This window comes from Pedobacter sp. B4-66, from assembly GCF_018492665.1.
Taxonomy (GTDB): domain Bacteria; phylum Bacteroidota; class Bacteroidia; order Sphingobacteriales; family Sphingobacteriaceae; genus Pedobacter.
Genome location: NZ_JAFVME010000005.1, coordinates 505,704 through 522,407, shown reverse-complemented (window position 1 = coordinate 522,407; position 16,704 = coordinate 505,704). Strand labels below are relative to the sequence as shown.

Annotated in this window: 16 protein-coding genes; 4 read left to right on the top strand and 12 right to left on the bottom strand. The window is 36.4% G+C overall.

The features are described 5' to 3' along the window. Positions 1–55 precede the first annotated feature (55 nt). On the top strand, positions 56–964 hold the full coding sequence (locus J1905_RS11715) for a DUF8428 domain-containing protein (RefSeq protein ID WP_214227417.1): 909 nt from the start codon (positions 56–58) through the stop codon (positions 962–964). On the opposite strand, the gene J1905_RS11710 is transcribed toward J1905_RS11715, so the two are convergent. From J1905_RS11710 to J1905_RS11695, 4 genes are read right to left on the bottom strand one after another with little or no spacing between them, the layout of a single operon-like run. After that, positions 956–4,675, bottom strand: a complete 3,720-nt coding sequence (locus J1905_RS11710; protein ID WP_350027979.1) for a sensor histidine kinase — start codon at positions 4,673–4,675, stop codon at positions 956–958. The two genes, J1905_RS11715 and J1905_RS11710, sit on opposite strands and share 9 nt — an antisense overlap. Before the next feature lie 38 nt (positions 4,676–4,713). Then, the gene (gene fabD / locus J1905_RS11705) at positions 4,714–5,595 is read right to left on the bottom strand and encodes an ACP S-malonyltransferase (protein WP_214227416.1); all 882 of its coding nucleotides are present in this window, start codon (positions 5,593–5,595) and stop codon (positions 4,714–4,716) included. Between the two features lie 17 nt (positions 5,596–5,612). Then, entirely contained in the window at positions 5,613–6,242 is a 630-nt protein-coding gene (folE, locus tag J1905_RS11700; protein WP_214227415.1) for a GTP cyclohydrolase I FolE, read from the bottom strand. A gap of 11 nt (positions 6,243–6,253) precedes the next feature. Then, complete coding sequence (locus tag J1905_RS11695) at positions 6,254–6,664, bottom strand: 6-pyruvoyl trahydropterin synthase family protein (protein WP_214227414.1); 411 nt, start codon at positions 6,662–6,664, stop codon at positions 6,254–6,256. Between the two features lie 84 nt (positions 6,665–6,748). Here J1905_RS11695 and mqnB point away from each other — a divergent pair, with 84 nt between their 5' ends. Then, the gene (mqnB, locus tag J1905_RS11690; RefSeq protein ID WP_214227413.1) at positions 6,749–7,381 is read left to right on the top strand and encodes a futalosine hydrolase; all 633 of its coding nucleotides are present in this window, start codon (positions 6,749–6,751) and stop codon (positions 7,379–7,381) included. A 34-nt stretch (positions 7,382–7,415) separates the two neighbouring features. Beyond that, entirely contained in the window at positions 7,416–8,273 is an 858-nt protein-coding gene (locus J1905_RS11685) for a menaquinone biosynthesis family protein (protein WP_214227412.1), read from the top strand. Here J1905_RS11685 and J1905_RS11680 read toward each other — a convergent pair. The 7 genes from J1905_RS11680 to J1905_RS11650 form a co-directional block, all read right to left on the bottom strand. Then, the gene (locus tag J1905_RS11680) at positions 8,270–8,647 is read right to left on the bottom strand and encodes a hypothetical protein (protein ID WP_214227411.1); all 378 of its coding nucleotides are present in this window, start codon (positions 8,645–8,647) and stop codon (positions 8,270–8,272) included. The two genes, J1905_RS11685 and J1905_RS11680, sit on opposite strands and share 4 nt — an antisense overlap. A gap of 4 nt (positions 8,648–8,651) precedes the next feature. Beyond that, entirely contained in the window at positions 8,652–9,884 is a 1,233-nt protein-coding gene (locus J1905_RS11675) for an ABC transporter permease (RefSeq protein ID WP_214227410.1), read from the bottom strand. A 17-nt stretch (positions 9,885–9,901) separates the two neighbouring features. Continuing rightward, the gene (locus tag J1905_RS11670; RefSeq protein WP_214227409.1) at positions 9,902–10,540 is read right to left on the bottom strand and encodes an MBL fold metallo-hydrolase; all 639 of its coding nucleotides are present in this window, start codon (positions 10,538–10,540) and stop codon (positions 9,902–9,904) included. Positions 10,541–10,561: 21 nt separating this feature from the next. Continuing rightward, entirely contained in the window at positions 10,562–11,146 is a 585-nt protein-coding gene (gene gldD / locus J1905_RS11665; RefSeq protein WP_214227408.1) for a gliding motility lipoprotein GldD, read from the bottom strand. Further along, positions 11,147–11,890 carry a shikimate dehydrogenase family protein gene (locus tag J1905_RS11660; protein ID WP_214227407.1) on the bottom strand — a complete coding sequence of 248 codons (744 nt, stop codon included), beginning with the start codon at positions 11,888–11,890 and terminating at the stop codon, positions 11,147–11,149. Positions 11,891–11,927: 37 nt separating this feature from the next. Beyond that, a complete protein-coding gene (locus J1905_RS11655; RefSeq protein WP_173093861.1) occupies positions 11,928–12,698 on the bottom strand; it encodes a phosphosulfolactate synthase in 771 nt (256 codons plus the stop codon). 68 nt (positions 12,699–12,766) lie between these two features. After that, entirely contained in the window at positions 12,767–14,170 is a 1,404-nt protein-coding gene (locus J1905_RS11650; protein WP_068889953.1) for a tetratricopeptide repeat protein, read from the bottom strand. A gap of 300 nt (positions 14,171–14,470) precedes the next feature. On the opposite strand from J1905_RS11650, the gene amaB reads away from it, so the two are divergent. After that, the gene (amaB, locus tag J1905_RS11645) at positions 14,471–16,012 is read left to right on the top strand and encodes an L-piperidine-6-carboxylate dehydrogenase (RefSeq protein WP_214227406.1); all 1,542 of its coding nucleotides are present in this window, start codon (positions 14,471–14,473) and stop codon (positions 16,010–16,012) included. Positions 16,013–16,077: 65 nt separating this feature from the next. Here amaB and J1905_RS11640 read toward each other — a convergent pair whose 3' ends face one another. Continuing rightward, entirely contained in the window at positions 16,078–16,683 is a 606-nt protein-coding gene (locus J1905_RS11640; protein WP_214227405.1) for a GIN domain-containing protein, read from the bottom strand. Positions 16,684–16,704: the final 21 nt, after the last annotated feature.

Here is a 16,704-nt window from a genome sequence, read left to right as displayed (position 1 = left end):
GTTATATTTTTATTTATGTTCGCGCCTCAACCTAATTTAGTTAAGAATTGAAGTAATGTCAGACAAGAGTGATCCAGTAAATAAAGGCGACCGCAATAAAATCTACTTTTTAGTTGTTGTTATAATTGCATTGTTAGGTACCAACGCCTACCTTTTTATTAAAGACAAAAAGGAAAATGAACGTTTCGCTACTGTTAGCACAGAGAAAGATCGTCTTAAACTGGAAGTTGAGAAAATTGAGGTTGAACTTGATAAAGTAAATGCTTTAAATCTTACTTTAAGTGAGAAATTACTTAAGGAACAGGAACTTGCCCGTGGAAAGATAGCTGAGCTTAAGGCTGCACTTCAAAAGGGTGTGCTTACACAAACGGAACTTATTGCAGCTCAAAAAGAAGTCCGTGATCTTCGTGAGTTCATGAAAACCTATAACGATGACATTCTTCGTTTGAAAAAGGAAAATTCACTTCTTAAGAATGAAAGAGATAGCCTAAAGGCTTCTGCAAATTTCGCCAGTGAAAGGGCTAGTGAACTTGAAAAGAGAAATCTGGAATTAAGGGAAAAAGTGAAGACTGGAGCAGCTCTAAAAGCAGCAAACGTACATATTACAGCCTACAAGGTAAAAAGCAGCGGTAAAAATATTGAGGTAACAAGAGCCAGTTCAGCAAAGAAATTAAGTGTAAAATTTGATATTGCTCAAAATGAACTTGCTCAAAAAGATTACCATAAAATATACCTTAGGGTGTTTGATCCGGCAGGAAATCTTATTGCAAATGAGAACAATATGTTTGAGGCTGACGGACAAGAGATGCAGTTCAGCTCATCTACTTCGATTTCATACAATGATGACAACACAACTTTTAACATGGACTGGATTAATCCAAATGAGTTTATAAAAGGAGAATACTCTATTATTCTATATGCTGATGGCTACACAATGGGCAGGGCAGAAATAATGTTAAGATAAAGGGAAACTCAAATAAAAAGTAGTCCCTACGTCAGCAAAAGATTTAAACCCTACAGTTCCACCTGCATTTTCAACAGCCTGTTTAACAAATGCTAGTCCCAAGCCAGTCCCCGACGACTTAGTCGTAAAATTAGGAACAAATATCTTATTCTGTAAAGAGGCATCAATCCCATTCCCATTATCCTCTACTTCTATAAATACACGTTCCTGATTATTCGAGATGTTTATTTTTATAATACACAAGGTGTTGGTGTCAGCAGCTTCAATTGCATTCTTAAATAGATTATTAAAGGTACGTAACGCCTGATCTTTATCACCAAGGACAACTACATCAGTATTTGTATTGTTAAAGATATAAATCTCTACATTTTGAGTATTCCTAAATACATCTCGCGCTTGTCCAATGATAGGCAATAATTGAAGTTTCTCCAATTTGGTATCCGGCATTTTAGCAAAATTAGAGAACTCTGATGCGATAGTAGATAAGCTATCTATCTGCTCAATAAATGATTTGCTAAACCTTTCAAATTTCTTTTGAAAATTAGGATCGTTTTCTTTCCATGATTTCTCTAGAAGCTGTACACCCAGTTTTAATGGAGTAAGAGGGTTCTTGATCTCATGCGCAACTTGCTTTGCCATTTCTCGCCAGGCGCTCTCCCGTTCAGAACGAGCAAGCTTAACCGCACTTTCTTCAAGCGCTGCGATCATTTTATTATATTCTTTTATCAATGATCCAATCTCATCATGACGCGACCAAACAATAGGTTGATTCTTTTGCCCTAATTTGGTCTTTTTAATGCTATCCTGAATAAATGTTAATGGACTCGTAATTTGATTAGCCAGGAAGACCGCAAGAATCCCTATGGCCACAAAAACAAGCGCATATATATTAATCAATGTATTTATGAATACCCCAATTCTAGTTTGGTAATCTGCTTCATTTGCATAATAAGGAACACCAATATATGCGACGGTTTGATTCTGAGCATTTCTGATAGGTGCGTATGCCGAAGAGTAGGTAAAATTGCCAATCCTTTCGGCGGGATTAATAAAATCTGACCCCTGCAGCTGATTTAAATGGAGAAAGGCCTTTGAAGCCATTCGCCGGCTTATGATCCCCAGATCGTATATTTTGGGTATTGAGGTAAATATCAACGCACCATTGGCATCAAATAGGTTTAAGTAAGTAGCATTTATATCTGCAAACTGATTAAAGTCGTTAATTGCTTTATCTGTTGGTGCTGGCAAACCTGTAGCGAAAATTAGCTTTTCATAAGATTGTTGAACTTTTCGGACCTTTTCCTTAATGAAATCCTGTTGCTGTCTTCTGTATTCATCCCGGATATAGAAATAAGTTGTCCATCCCACAATTAATAATGTAGCCACTACAGATAAAACAATAGAGAATTGAATCCTTGTTTTATATAAAATCTTATTTGCATTAATCATTAATGAGCGGTTAATATTAAACCAGCCACTCCAGCTTTCGTCAATATTCTTTAACAGCCAGATCAATGTATATAATGTTATTGAAAACAGGATAAACACAAGGAAGAAGAACGATAATGTAGCTAACTGTATAATAAATGACACATCCTCCTTACTGATCACAATTAATTTTGAAGGTGTGGGGTAATAAATCAGATGGGAATAATTTAGGCTATCCTTAAAAAAACTTACGCTATTGTTTCGTGTTACAAACCCATCACTAGAGAGTTTATAAGTATACTTACCTGACTGCCCTTCTAACCTTCCGTCCTTATAAAGAGCGATTGAATAACTACTATAATTATCATCACTTTTAATAGAGCGATCTATCAGAATTTCGGGCAACTGACCTTTATAATTGTAAGGTTGGGATTTCAACTCGATCACCAGGGTACCAAGTATTTGATTCTCCTCATAAACTGGAATGATCCCAAAATAGTTTTGATATCCGAATGTATCATTTAGTCGGTAAAAGTAATTTGACTCCGGGACTTTTACGGAACCAGCTTTTACAAGCTTCTTAAAATAACTAAGCGGTATTGTCTGTATTCCTGTTTCTGATGAGTCGAGGTGATTGTACTCGTATAGATTATACTCAAATCTAGGCAAGTAACGCTCAATATAATCCGTTTCAATGCTTTTCTTTAGCTCTATTGGACTATTAAAAACGGGATCTTTAAAATAGCTTAAAACCTCCTTATTTGACAGAATAGTTCTTTCTAAATTCTCTATAGTACTTACAACTGTAAAATCGTCTGAAGATATTAGTTTCTGCGCGATTGCAAATCTGTTCTCATGCTCCTTTTCATCAATAAACCTTAGGTATTTAATTGATGATATAAAAGCAAGGCAAAAGAACAATAAGGCAAAAACTCGTATTGAAAATCTATTATTCCTGACATAAAAATTCCAGGCCATAATAAAAATAAATAGCGCATACGCTATGAAAAAGATACTAAAGCCCGTCCCCAATTTATAAATAAGACAAGCAAAAAAAGCGGCTAAAAACAATATGGCTCTTTCCCGATTGGTAACATTTAACTGCAGTGTTTGCTGCATAAATATATTTGCAACCAGATAAATATTAAACCAGACAAGGCATAATATAATAATACTAACCCAACTTATCCCGTCAAGATTTATGATGTTGGTGATATCAAAATTTATCTTTGAGTTGAGGATAAGACCAAGGAATACCTCATCGAATAAAAACGCTAACGCTCCAAAAATAACAAGTAATATAAAATGGAAAGATAATCCACCTAGTTTACTACGTGTTAGCCATTCAGGAAGTTTATACTTGTCATTATAGGTAAAAACAAATAGTACAACCCATGTTATAGCTATTACGTTAAGCAAAAAATCTCCAAGGGAAGGAAGAAAAAAGCTTTCTGCGTATATTTTAGGGCTAAAAATAGGCAGATTAAACTGTTTGTTAAACCACCCGTACTCTAAGTCAGTAACTCTAATAGTGATAAAGAAAAGCAGGATGAGAACCGTTGCTGGCACTAAATTGCCTCTTTTGGCCAGCCAACCGCAAAACGAATTAAAAAACAAACAGAAGCTAAAAAGTCCTATCAGCCATAGCCAAAGTTCTATTGTGCCATAAACACTTCTTGAATAGGTGGGTTTAAGTTTTACTTCAAAAATAATTGTCCCATCAAGATTTCTTATTCCCTGTACCTCAGGGTCGATAAAAGTGGCCAGAGCAAGGGAATTGTTATTGGACAGGTAGCTTGAAAAATCGTTCTCAAGATATTGATTCTGAATATTGAATTGATTTTTAACCTCTATAAGAAATATAAGGGTATAATTACCAGTGGTTTTCTTTACAACCTCAAACCACCCATTAGCAAATTGAGTAAAAGAAGAACCTTCCCTAACCGTCTCAGGGTCAGCAAGGGTTAACCTGTTGTAACTCCAAAACTTGAGCTTATTATCTTGATAGGTAAGGATGTTGATACCCTTATCACGATATTTATTGATGAAATTTAAGCCATATTGATCATTTAGGTGATACTGCTTGGCCTTTTCAACCTGAGCAGCATCATCTAAAAAATCATTAACAATGCGTTCGTTTACAGTGAGGCTCTTTTGAAGTTTACCTGCCTCGTAGGTTAATAATTCCTTTTTTGTTATTGAATGCTTTAGCGATAGTGCCGTAACAATACAGCAAACGCCCAATATCAATAAAAGAAATCTGATTTTACCTCCGATACTCACACTTAAAAGTTATTTTAATAAAGGTATTATTACCAGGCTTAGACTGTAGTTGCTGAACTTGTTGGTATTGCTCTGTTGACCTTCTTTACCAGTCCTTGTAATACATTTCCCGGGCCAACTTCAACAAATTCAGTTGCTCCATCAGCAATCATACGCTCTATGGTCTGTGTCCACTTCACCGCACCCGTTAATTGGATAATTAAATTTGTTTTAATTTTTTGAGGGTCAGTATTTGGAGAAGGGTCTACATTCTGATAAATAGGACACACCGGAGGTAATATCGTCACATTTTCAATAGCTTCCTGTAGCTCTATTCTTGCTGGCTCCATTAATGGAGAGTGAAATGCACCACCTACATTAAGTTTTAATGCACGTTTTGCACCCGCTTCTGTTAGTTTCTGGCATGCAATATCAACCCCTTCTATACTTCCTGATATAACAATCTGACCAGGGCAGTTATAGTTTGCAGCTACTACTACCTCATCAATACCATTACAAATATTTTCAACTACTTCATCAGCTAAACCAAGTATTGCGGCCATAGTTGATGGCTGAAGTTCACATGCCTTTTGCATTGCATTTGCACGGGCAATAACTAATTTCAAACCATCCTCAAAAGACAATGCTGATGCTGCAACAAGCGCTGAAAACTCTCCCAATGAGTGTCCTGCAACCATATCAGGTCTAAATGCTTCTCCCAAGGTTTTTGCTAGAATAACAGAATGCAAAAATATTGCGGGCTGGGTTACCTTAGTTTCCTTAAGTTCTTCATCTGAACCGGAGAACATGATATCACTGATACGGAATCCTATAATTTCATTTGCTCTTTCGAACAAGGCTTTGGCCTGCTCATTTTCGTATAGTTCTTTTCCCATACCCGAAAATTGGGCACCTTGACCCGGAAATACATATGCTTTCATAAATGTTTTAGTCTTTTTTAATGTAAATTGGCTGTTATTAATCTCAAAAATTCAGCCCTTGTTTTATCTTTTGCGAATTCTCCTGTAAATGCGGATGTTGTAGTAACTGAATTTTGTTTTTGTATCCCTCTCATTGCCATACATAAATGTTTACACTCTATTACAACGGCAACTCCTGCCGGCTGAAGGGTTTCCTGTATGCAATCTCTGATTTCGTTCGTTAAACGTTCCTGAACCTGTAGTCTCCTTGCAAAAGCATCAACAATACGAGGTATTTTACTTAAGCCAACAATATGTCCATTAGGAATGTACGCAACGTGTGCTTTCCCGAAAAACGGAAGCATATGATGCTCGCACATAGAAAAGACCTCTATATCTTTAACCACAACCATTTGGCTATAGTCTTCTTTAAACATAGCTCCTTTTAATATCTCTGCAGGATTAAGGTCGTAGCCATGTGTTAAATATTGTAAAGCTTTAGCCACACGTTCTGGAGTTTTAATCAACCCTTCACGCTCGGGGTTCTCTCCCAATTGACCTAATATATCTCTATAGTGATTAGCTACTGAGGCAATTTTCCCTTCGTTATAACGGTCAATTTTTATGTACCCGTCCTCTGTCTCATCTAAATGATCTGTATGATTCATATCTGTGATTATTAGCCGAAATATTCGACAAAGTTGTTCTCAGTTTCGTAAATTTTTATGCAATGTAGTTGAGCTCCTGATTCAGCTATAAGCGTATATAGTTCATTCCATATTGCTATAGCCAAATTTTCTGTTGAGGCAAGCTTACCTTTCATGAAATCAACATCCAGATTCAAGTTCTTATGGTCAATCTTATCAACTACGTGGATATTTGTAATATCCTTTAACCATTTTAAGTCTACCAAAAATCCAGTTTCAGGATTAATCTCTCCCTTAACAGTTACATACAGCTGATAATTATGTCCATGCCAGTTTGGATTAGCACATTTTCCATAAACTTCCGTATTTTTATCTTCAGTCCAGTCTGGCCTTGAAAGTTTATGAGCTGCGTTAAATGATGCTTTTCTTGTGATATATATCATTATAGAAGGTTATTGTTTGTAATTAACAAACAAATATACGCAGAAAGCTTAAAGTAGAAAGGTTTAACACTAACTTAGATGTTTATGAAGATTCTGCTAGTGGCCGCTACAAGGCCTGAAATCCATTTATTAAGCGAGCATTTTAAGCTCCCTGAAAAAGATTTTATTCAAACTCCTGAATTTGACATTCTAATTACGGGTGTAGGTATGACAGCAACGGCATTTGCTTTAGGTCAACATCTATCAACAAAATATAATCTCGTTTTAAATTTGGGAATCGCCGGCTGCTTTGACCGTTCAATCCCCTTGGGTTCTGTTTTAAATATAACTGAAGATGAGTTTGCAGAGCTTGGCGCTGAAAATAAAGAAGATTTCATCACTATTGATGAACTGGGTTTTGGTAAAAGTAACTACTCTGCCTACAACAACCTACTTAGCGAGTCCGTAACAAAACTAAAAAAGGTTAAGGGAATAACTGTTAATTGTGTACACGGGAATGAAACAAGTATTTCAGCCATTACAGCTCGCCTAAATCCCATTACTGAAAGTATGGAGGGGGCAGCAGTATTATATAGTTGCGAAAAAGCAAGTATCCCATGCCTCCAAATCCGCAGCATCTCCAATTATGTTGAACCTAGAAATAGAGCTGCCTGGGATATAGGTCTCGCCATAAAAAACCTAAATGAATGGACAATTGGATTTTTGACAAACACATAACTATTCAGCTTTTCATACTACTTATCTTTATGCCATGAAACTTAGTCTTGGCTTTTCTCCCTGCCCAAATGATACCTTTATCTTTGACGCACTTATCCACCATAAAATTGATACTGAAGGTTTAGATTTTGAAGTTTTTTTTGATGACGTTGAGACGTTAAATCAAAAGGCATTGAGAAGAGAATTAGACATTACTAAGCTTAGTTTTCACGCCTTTGCTCATGTGCATAAACAATATGCATTATTAGATGCAGGAAGCGCCCTCGGTTTTGGCGTAGGCCCCCTGCTCATCTGCAAAAATGAGCGTCTCATTCATAACCCCAAAGAATTAACTGCAGATCTTAAAGTTGGCATCCCGGGCAAGTACACTACAGCAAATTTTCTATTGGGTATTGCCTTTCCCCAATTAGTAGATAAACAGGAAATGATTTTCTCTGAAATCGAGTCTGCTTTACTAAATGACAAAATCGATGTCGGCCTCATTATTCATGAGAATCGTTTCACTTATTCAGAAAAAGGACTCTATAAAATTGTTGATCTTGGAAGCTACTGGGAACAACTAACAGGTTGTGCTATCCCTTTAGGAGGGATTGTAATCAATAGGAATCTTGATAGAGAAGTTCAGGAAAAAGTGAACAGATTAATTCGAAAATCGGTTGAATTTGCTTTTGCAAACCCAAAATCAGGTATCGACTTCATTAAACAACATGCTCAGGAAATGAGTGAGGAAGTGATGTACAAGCACATTGAGTTATATGTAAATAAGTATTCTATTGACCTAGGTTCTGATGGAAGAAAAGCTATAGATGTATTATTTAAACTCGCTATTGAAAAAAGATTAATTCAGCCAATTGAGCATGATTTGTATTTAATCCCGCATAAAGTCTCCTAATTACAAGGCCCATCAGGAATATCTTTAGTTATTTTAAGGACTTTTGTAACCACCATAGTTGAGTCAAAATCTGCAGAGACAATTAGGCTGTCAGATTTAATTAAATGGCATTCTACTTCGATATAAACCGGTTCATAAGGCTTTTCAAAATTGAAGTTGCTGTAAGCAAGCTCCAATGTTTTTGCACTATCTGCAACCCAATACTCTCTACCCTCATCACAATCGGTAAAAGATTTTATTTCTGGCCCATAGCTATACAATCCCTTTACTACTCTTGTAGTTCCAGCTGTCTCTTCTACATCTTTCCTATTACAGGCCAAAATTACCCCTGTAAACAACACTAATAAAACTACTGAATTCTTGAATAGATTCATATGATTAGAGATCTTGATTTAAATGGTTTATCTTCTTAACACTTAAGTTAGATGACAAAGCTGATGCCACAAAAGAAAACACACTTACAGTTAAAAATACCAACACAAAATCTTTCCATTTAAAGGCTACAGGATAAGCATTGGTAATCACCAAATTATCCTGTGACATTTTAACAAGTCCGACTTTTTGTTGTAATAAACAGAAGAGAAATCCGACAACCAGACCAACAATGCAGCCCGTCATGGTGATCATCATTCCTTCAAATAGAAATATTCGCTTAATTAATTTTTTACCCGCACCTAAGCTACTCAATACTGCTATATCTTTTAACTTATCAATTACCAACATGGTTAAAGAGCCAATTATATTAAAGATAGCGATAATTAAAATAAAAGTAAGAATAATATAAACGGCCCATTTTTCACTACCAAGGATATTATAAAGCACTTTATTTTGCTGTATCCTATCTTTTACTTCAAAGTCTTTTCCAAGACTTTTTTCTACGTCTAGCTTAAATGCATCTGCGTCAATTCCCGGCTTTAAGTTTATCTCAATAGAGGTGATTTTTTTTGGCTCACCTAATAGTTCTCTTGCAAATTTTAAGGGAACGATGGCAACATTATCAAAATCCTGTTGCACCTCAAAAACCCCTGATACAGGAATTGATAATACCGTAAAATCATCAGCCGGATTAATGGAACTAGTTTTATTTCCTTTTTTCGGGGAGAATATTTGAAGTGGATTAAATGGATCTGTGGTATTCACCATCAGGTAAGTTTGAATTGCTGATCCGATTACTGCATAATTACCCCCACTATTTTCAAGTAAAAACTTGCCCTCGATGGTGATACTATCCAAGCTTTTATTTTTCAGGTAGTCTGCACTAACACCCTTTATTAAACCTACAGATTGCTTATCATTATATCTTAGCAAAGCATTTTCTGAAAGCACCTCACTATAAGAATAAATGTTCTTATTCTTCTTTAATTCGTTGAAATAGGCTGTATTTGGTTCAAATGTTTTACCATGGACAGGCGAAATAACCACTTGCGGAGTTATTGTATTAAACATTTTTAATACAACCTCCTCAAAACCATTAAATACCGACAATATGATAATTAACGCAGCACTTCCTACAAAAACGCCAACCACTGAAATTGTGGAAATGATGTTTATAGCATTGGTAGACTTTTTCGCAAAAAGATACCTACGAGCTATGTAGAAGGGTGTATTCAATTATTTATTAATCAGAATTATTGTAAAAAAGGATTGTGTTTTTTCTCGAAACCAATTGTTGTCGGTTGTCCGTGCCCAGGAAAAACTTCGCAATCATCAGGCAATATAAACAAGTTATTTTTGATACTATTAATCAATTGCATATGATTTCCTCCGGGAAGGTCAGTACGGCCTATACTAGAGTAAAACAATACGTCACCTCCAATAAGAAAATTATCAGCTGCAGCATAAAAACATAAATGCGCTGGTGAATGTCCTGGAGCAAAAATCAAATCAAGTTCACTATTACCAAACTTAACCTTACCTGTTTCCGATAAAAAAACCTCTGGCTCAGGAGAAAGTTCATAATGTAATCCCATTTGAGGTACATACCCAGGTATCGCCTGCAATACATATAATTCTCCCTTATGGAATTGCGGTTTTAGGCCCCAGTTGTCATAAACAAACTTATTCCCGAAAACATGGTCATAATGGCAATGTGTATTTAATAAGAGTACTGGCTTAAGGTTCTCTTCTTTAATAAATTTAGCAAGAACATTTTGCTCTTCCCCATCATACATTCCAGGATCTATTATGACACATTCACCTGTTTCATCATATAAAACATAGGTATTTTCCCTTACCGGATTAAAAGTAAATCTTTGTATACTGATCATTTTAAAATTCCTTATGTGGTCTTAATTTATCCACTTAAATGTACTAATCATTCTATCAATATCCTTTTTAATAAAGGAAACGACAGGCTGTATAGAATCGTACTGCGGTCGCTCATTAAAATATAAAGCTCCCCTAAAATAGTGTTTAGTACTATCTGTTAAGAAGAACTGAACGGAAGATGCCGTATTCCCCTCTATTGCATAATAGACACCATAAACCTTCTTGCCAGGGTAATTAATAAGCTTCTGATCTATTGAGTTAGCCTTTACAGTATGCTTAAATGCAAAAGTTCTTGCATCCTCAACCAAGCCCTCATATTCTTTCTTTGAAGATACATCGTAATACGTGAGATGCAACCTGCCATTAAACTGAGTGAAAGCAAGATTGTACCAGCAAGGCCTTGTATCCTTACTATTGTCCTTTACCATCTCTGCATAAACCGGATAATCAAATGAAAAGGCGCATCCGTTATTAAATGTTTTGTACACTTTTTTCGGCATTTCTATATTAAAGAACCCTCTTGGCTTAGGAGAATAATTATTCCCGGTACATGCAGAAAGCAAGATTATTAACATAAAAAGAAAAAAAAAGTTGTGCTTTTTCATCTATGTATTCCAAATATACCAGGATCGCTCTGCTTGAAGGTAAAGCATTTCAAGCCCATTTTTTATACTGGCTCCTTGAGCCTTTGATTTCCCTAGAAATGTTGTCTCTTCAGGATTGTAAACTAAATCATAAGCTAAATGCCCTTCAGTCAGTACTTCGTAAGGAATATCTGGACAAGATTCAATATTAGGAGACATCCCCAACGGTGTAGTATTGATCAAAACTGTATATTCCTGAAGCAGTTCAGGAGTTACAGCCTCATAAAGAATACTATTAGAAGTTGGTGTTCTTGTAACGACAATAAAAGGCATGTTTAGTTTATCTAAAACATACTTCACAGCTTTAGCTGCTCCCCCATCTCCAAAAATAAGCGCCTTTTTATGTTGTTCATTAAGCATCGGCTTTAAAGACTCTTCAAAGCCATAAGCATCAGTATTGTATCCTTTCAGCAATTTCTTTCCATTTTCACTTTGGATAGCAATACAATTCACTGCTCCTATTTGATCTGCTGCTTCATCCACCTCATTTAAAAAAGGAAGTACAGCCAGTTTATAGGGGATAGTTACATTTAGTCCTTCTAACCCTACATTTTGAGAAATAAGCTCGGGTAAAAGATCAATGCTTTCTATTGGAAAAAGATCATACTCGCAATCAGGAATATGTTCATTTAAAAATTTCTCGGTGAAGAATTTTTTTGAAAAGGAATGTGATAACGGAAACCCGATTAACCCAAATTTTCTCATTCTAGCAAGTTATAATTATAGAGTGATACTTATTAAATTACAACTTCGCTAAATCCAAAAAATGATCAAAAGTATCACCCCTTAATCCTAAACGGATAGTTTCCAACGGTATAACTTCCGCTGGCGCTATGTTACCAAGATTTACATTTGAGCCTAGAAGTTTAATAAACCATACCTGCTGTTCCTTTTGAGGAGCTTCCCAAATTATAGTTTCTTCAGGAATCTGCGTAAGGATTTCATCAACTAATCCCTCTCTAACTTCTCCAGACCCTCTGTAAATACCCACATTACCACCCTCTCTGGCTTCAGCTATTACCTTCCATGATCCAGCCTCAATTTCTGCCTGCATTAGCTTGATCCATTTATAAGGCGCAAATATTTTGGCCGCATCTTTAGATCCTACTTCAGAGATTACAGTAACCTGCTTAGATAACTTTTGGATAAACTCACACTTTAAATCATGCTCAATAGTAATTGAACCGTCAGAAACTTCTACATACTCCATATCGAACTTTTCCAAGACACGACAGTAATCATCGAACTGATTTCTAATAATGAATGCTTCGAAAAGAGTACCGCCAAAATAGGTAGGAATACCTGCCGATTTATAAATAGCCAATTTCTCTTTCAGATTTGGAGTTACAAAAGATGTAGCCCAGCCTAACTTTACAATATCAGAATGTATTCCGGCAACGTCTATAAAATCTTCTGTTTGTCTTAAGCTTAGCCCTTTATCCATAACCATCGTAATTCCTTTGTTCCTAGGTTTTACAGGTCGTTCGGGTATATTATTCAATGGGTAATTCATATTGGTCACAAAGGTGAAAAAAAATCGGACAGTTTTCATCAGCATAACTAATAAAAACTGTCCGACCTTTATTTTAAATAACGGTTGATCACTTCAAGTATTGAACCGTTCTCCTGTAATTGGGGTAAATATTCAAATAAAATGTAATGTTTATCTGGGTCTGTGGCCAATGCAGTTTCTAAATATAACAATGCATCGTTCTTTTCTCCAAGGGCAAACAGGTAAGCTACCATCCTGTAATAGAGCTCTGCAGCATCAGGGTTGTTTTTTATAGCATCAGCGATAGTTTCGGATGCTTCAAGCAATTTACCCTGCTCATATAGCACCGTCGAGAAATCTAACCAGGCTTCAACATCCACCGGATTATATTCCAAAACTTTATAATAAGCTTCAACAGATTGTTCAATCTGACCTAGTTTATAATAAGCGTCGGCCATGGCAAACCAGAAGTCAGGATTTTCATCGTCAAGCTCAATTGCTTTTTTGTAAAAATGAAGTGACTCAAAGAAACGCTCTTCAAAATTAAGCGTTACCCCTATTCCAAACCAGGCATCTGCCATCTTTGGATCCATTTTAACAGACTTTTTATAATAAGAACGAGCTTCGTCCATACGCTCCAATTTCTCATAGCATTCACCAATTGCACAATAGGTATCGGCATTAGGTTTTTCGTATTCAAAAGTGTGCTTATAAACTTCTATAGCTTCAGCAAAACGATCAAGCTGAACTAAGGCGTTTCCTTTATTATAATATGCAGAAGCAAAATTATCCTTGATCAAGATGGCATAGTCATATGCATCTATCGCTTTTTCAAAAAGATCCAGCTTGTGATAGGAGTTTGCAAGATTATACCAGGCAGCATACGAATAAGGATCATTATCTATATATTCCTGATAAAACTGGATACTTTCTTCTTGCTTATCTAAAATATCATAACAGAAAGCTAGTTCATACAAACCGTCCTTGTTTTCCATATTCTGTTCCAGACTCTGCTTAATATAAACAATCGCACTCTCATAATCGAGCATGTTTTGATACACATAAGCAATTTGCAATAAGATTTCGTCAGTCGTTTCAGCAAATTCAAGCGCCTTTTGAAAATTATCCAGAGCCTCCGAATAGCGTTCAAGGCTATTATAGATATTTCCTCTCAGAATATAAATCTCAGCCTCAGATGCCTCAAGCATTTCTGCCTTTTGCAATGCCAAAAATGCACGTTCGGTCTGATCCGTAACAAATAACAGCTGAGCTTGCTTAACTAAGAACACAGCAGCATAAGGATGCTGGTTCAAGGCATATTCTATTACCTGCAATGCCTTTACCGGATCGTTCTTTTCAATGTAGTAATCAATAATATTTTCAAAGGCCTGGGCATCAAAAAAGTACTGATCCTGATTACGTATCATCTCTTCGTAACGTTCTACTGAACGTTGCGCATCATCGCTAAAATCAAAATAAAATTCCTCTTCCATGTATCAAATAATTAAAGAACAGATCCCTGTGTTAAAAATACATTATAAGTTTACAACAATTATTAGTAGTACTAACCAATTAATTTTCAACATACACACACCCTTGCCCCTAAACAACTGAAATAATAATAGTTAGCTTAAACACCATGCCCTAAGAATGTTTAGCAAGATAGAAAATGAAACAAGGGTTCTGGTCCTAATTCATTACAAAATAACGTAACTTTATTTTAAGACGAGTAATATTCTCGTCACGAAAACATCAACCCTTTATGCAACAGTTCATAAAAATGGAAAAGAGTTATGCAGAATAATATCAGTCAGGTTTTAAAAAACTTAAACATTCTGGATTTAAATCCGGCCTACAGTACAGGAAATCAATGGGGAGCATCCACAGACGCAAGGATCCTCGATAGTGATTCTCCCGTTGACGCTAAGAAAATAGCAGGTGTAAAAGTTGCTACAACTGAAAATTATGAAATAGTAATAAAAAAAGCAGAGGAAGCTTATTTATTCTGGCGTAGTTTGCCTGCTCCGAAGCGAGGGGAAATTGTTCGACAGTTTGGTGATGCACTACGCAAAAACAAGGAAGACCTGGGCACCTTAGTTTCTTATGAGATGGGAAAAAGCCTTCAGGAGGGCTTTGGTGAAGTACAGGAAATGATAGACATCTGCGATTTTGCTGTTGGCTTATCTCGTCAGCTGTACGGCTTAACCATGCATTCGGAACGTCCCAATCATCGCATGTACGAACAATGGCATCCATTAGGAATCGTCGGAATTATCTCCGCATTCAACTTTCCGGTAGCAGTTTGGAGCTGGAATGCAACCTTAGCCCTAATCTGTGGAAATGTTTGCATCTGGAAACCTTCTGAAAAAACCCCTATTACCGCAATTGCTTGTCAACGTATTATTGCCGCCGTTTTTAAAGCAAACGATATTCCTGAAGGTGTTTGCAACCTAATCATTGGTGATAAGGAAATGGGTGAACTCATGACAAATGATCATCACATTCCATTAATATCTGCAACCGGCTCTACCCGAATGGGAAAAGCAGTTGCTGTAGCTGTTGGTGCGCGATTAGGCAAAAGCCTACTGGAGTTAGGTGGCAACAACGCCATTATAATTTCTGAACATGCAGATTTGGATATGAGTTTAATTGGGGCTGTTTTTGGGGCTGTGGGAACTGCCGGGCAACGATGCACCTCAACCCGCAGACTAATCATCCACGAAAGTGTCTACGAAACATTTAAAGCAAAATTAGTTAAAGCCTATGGCCAATTGCGCATTGGCGACCCTCTTGATCAGCATAACCATGTGGGTCCCTTAATTGATACCGACGCAGTTGCCAGCTACCTTAACTCTATTGAAAAATGTAAAACTGAGGGAGGAAACTTTATTGTGGAGGGCGGTGTGCTGGATGGACCAGCTTACATTAGCGGTTGTTATGTAAAACCATGCATTGCTGAAGTAAAGAATGATTACAAAATTGTACAACACGAAACCTTTGCTCCGATACTTTACCTGATAAAATACAAAACTTTAGATGAAGCCATCGCTTTTCAAAACGGCGTCCCTCAAGGCTTATCATCTGCAATAATGACACTTAATCTAAGAGAAGCAGAGCAGTTTTTAGCTGCTCAAGGATCCGACTGTGGGATTGCCAATGTCAATATAGGCACTTCCGGGGCTGAAATAGGAGGAGCCTTTGGCGGAGAGAAAGAAACTGGGGGAGGAAGAGAAAGCGGATCTGACGCTTGGAAAGCTTACATGCGTAGACAAACAAATACAATAAACTACTCAAACACACTTCCACTTGCGCAAGGAATCAAGTTCGACTTATAAATTATATCTGCATAAAAAAAGCAGCAGATTCCATATCAGCTGCTTTATTAGACAAGTAGAAATACTTATTTAATCTTTTTGTTGGCAGCAACCATTATTTCATTAAATGGTGTTGTAGTTGTTTTCAAAGCTACAAGTTGATCTGTGTCAAGCTTCGAAATATCATCTTTCACCAAAGTGTGGTCTGCAGTTGTTCCACTCAGTTTGAGATCAGCATTATCTTTTATATAAGTATACATGCTTTCAGTATTTGCTTTAACAATGGCTTTTGCATCATCTTTTAAAAAAACCTGAAGATATTTAACATTGAACTTACTATCAGTTTTTACAACTGCACTACCTGATACATCTATTCGCTGTAAATCATTTACCGAAACCAAAACTGTTATCTGGCTGGCTTCAGTAGAACTAATAATCAAGGTATATCCAAATCTCTTAATAGAGGTTTTATCCTGATTATAGTCACCGTTTATTACTTCAATGTTCTCTCTTTTACTTTGAACCAGAAGAACCTTCACATTCCCACTCACTTTCACCTTATTAAAAGTCATAGGGGCTACAGATTCAACTACTTTTTTATCAATATCAGAAGCAAACGTTGTGATAGCTGTTGAAGCTAAAAAGAGAACTGTTAATGCCGAGGCGAAGATTGTTTTTGCTAGAGTTTTCATTTTTTTAAGGTTTAAGGTTTT

Bases quoted from the DNA above. Each gene is read 5' to 3' on its own strand.
- J1905_RS11715 (WP_214227417.1), top strand. From the start codon at position 56: ATGTCAGACAAGAGTGATCCAGTAAATAAAGGCGACCGCAATAAAATC.
- fabD (WP_214227416.1), bottom strand. From the start codon at position 5,595: ATGAAAGCATATGTATTTCCGGGTCAAGGTGCCCAATTTTCGGGTATG.
- folE (WP_214227415.1), bottom strand. From the start codon at position 6,242: ATGAATCATACAGATCATTTAGATGAGACAGAGGACGGGTACATAAAA.
- J1905_RS11695 (WP_214227414.1), bottom strand. From the start codon at position 6,664: ATGATATATATCACAAGAAAAGCATCATTTAACGCAGCTCATAAACTT.
- mqnB (WP_214227413.1), top strand. From the start codon at position 6,749: ATGAAGATTCTGCTAGTGGCCGCTACAAGGCCTGAAATCCATTTATTA.
- J1905_RS11685 (WP_214227412.1), top strand. From the start codon at position 7,416: ATGAAACTTAGTCTTGGCTTTTCTCCCTGCCCAAATGATACCTTTATC.
- J1905_RS11680 (WP_214227411.1), bottom strand. From the start codon at position 8,647: ATGAATCTATTCAAGAATTCAGTAGTTTTATTAGTGTTGTTTACAGGG.
- J1905_RS11670 (WP_214227409.1), bottom strand. From the start codon at position 10,540: ATGATCAGTATACAAAGATTTACTTTTAATCCGGTAAGGGAAAATACC.
- gldD (WP_214227408.1), bottom strand. From the start codon at position 11,146: ATGAAAAAGCACAACTTTTTTTTTCTTTTTATGTTAATAATCTTGCTT.
- J1905_RS11660 (WP_214227407.1), bottom strand. From the start codon at position 11,890: ATGAGAAAATTTGGGTTAATCGGGTTTCCGTTATCACATTCCTTTTCA.
- J1905_RS11655 (WP_173093861.1), bottom strand. From the start codon at position 12,698: ATGAATTACCCATTGAATAATATACCCGAACGACCTGTAAAACCTAGG.
- J1905_RS11650 (WP_068889953.1), bottom strand. From the start codon at position 14,170: ATGGAAGAGGAATTTTATTTTGATTTTAGCGATGATGCGCAACGTTCA.
- amaB (WP_214227406.1), top strand. From the start codon at position 14,471: ATGCAGAATAATATCAGTCAGGTTTTAAAAAACTTAAACATTCTGGAT.
- J1905_RS11640 (WP_214227405.1), bottom strand. From the start codon at position 16,683: ATGAAAACTCTAGCAAAAACAATCTTCGCCTCGGCATTAACAGTTCTC.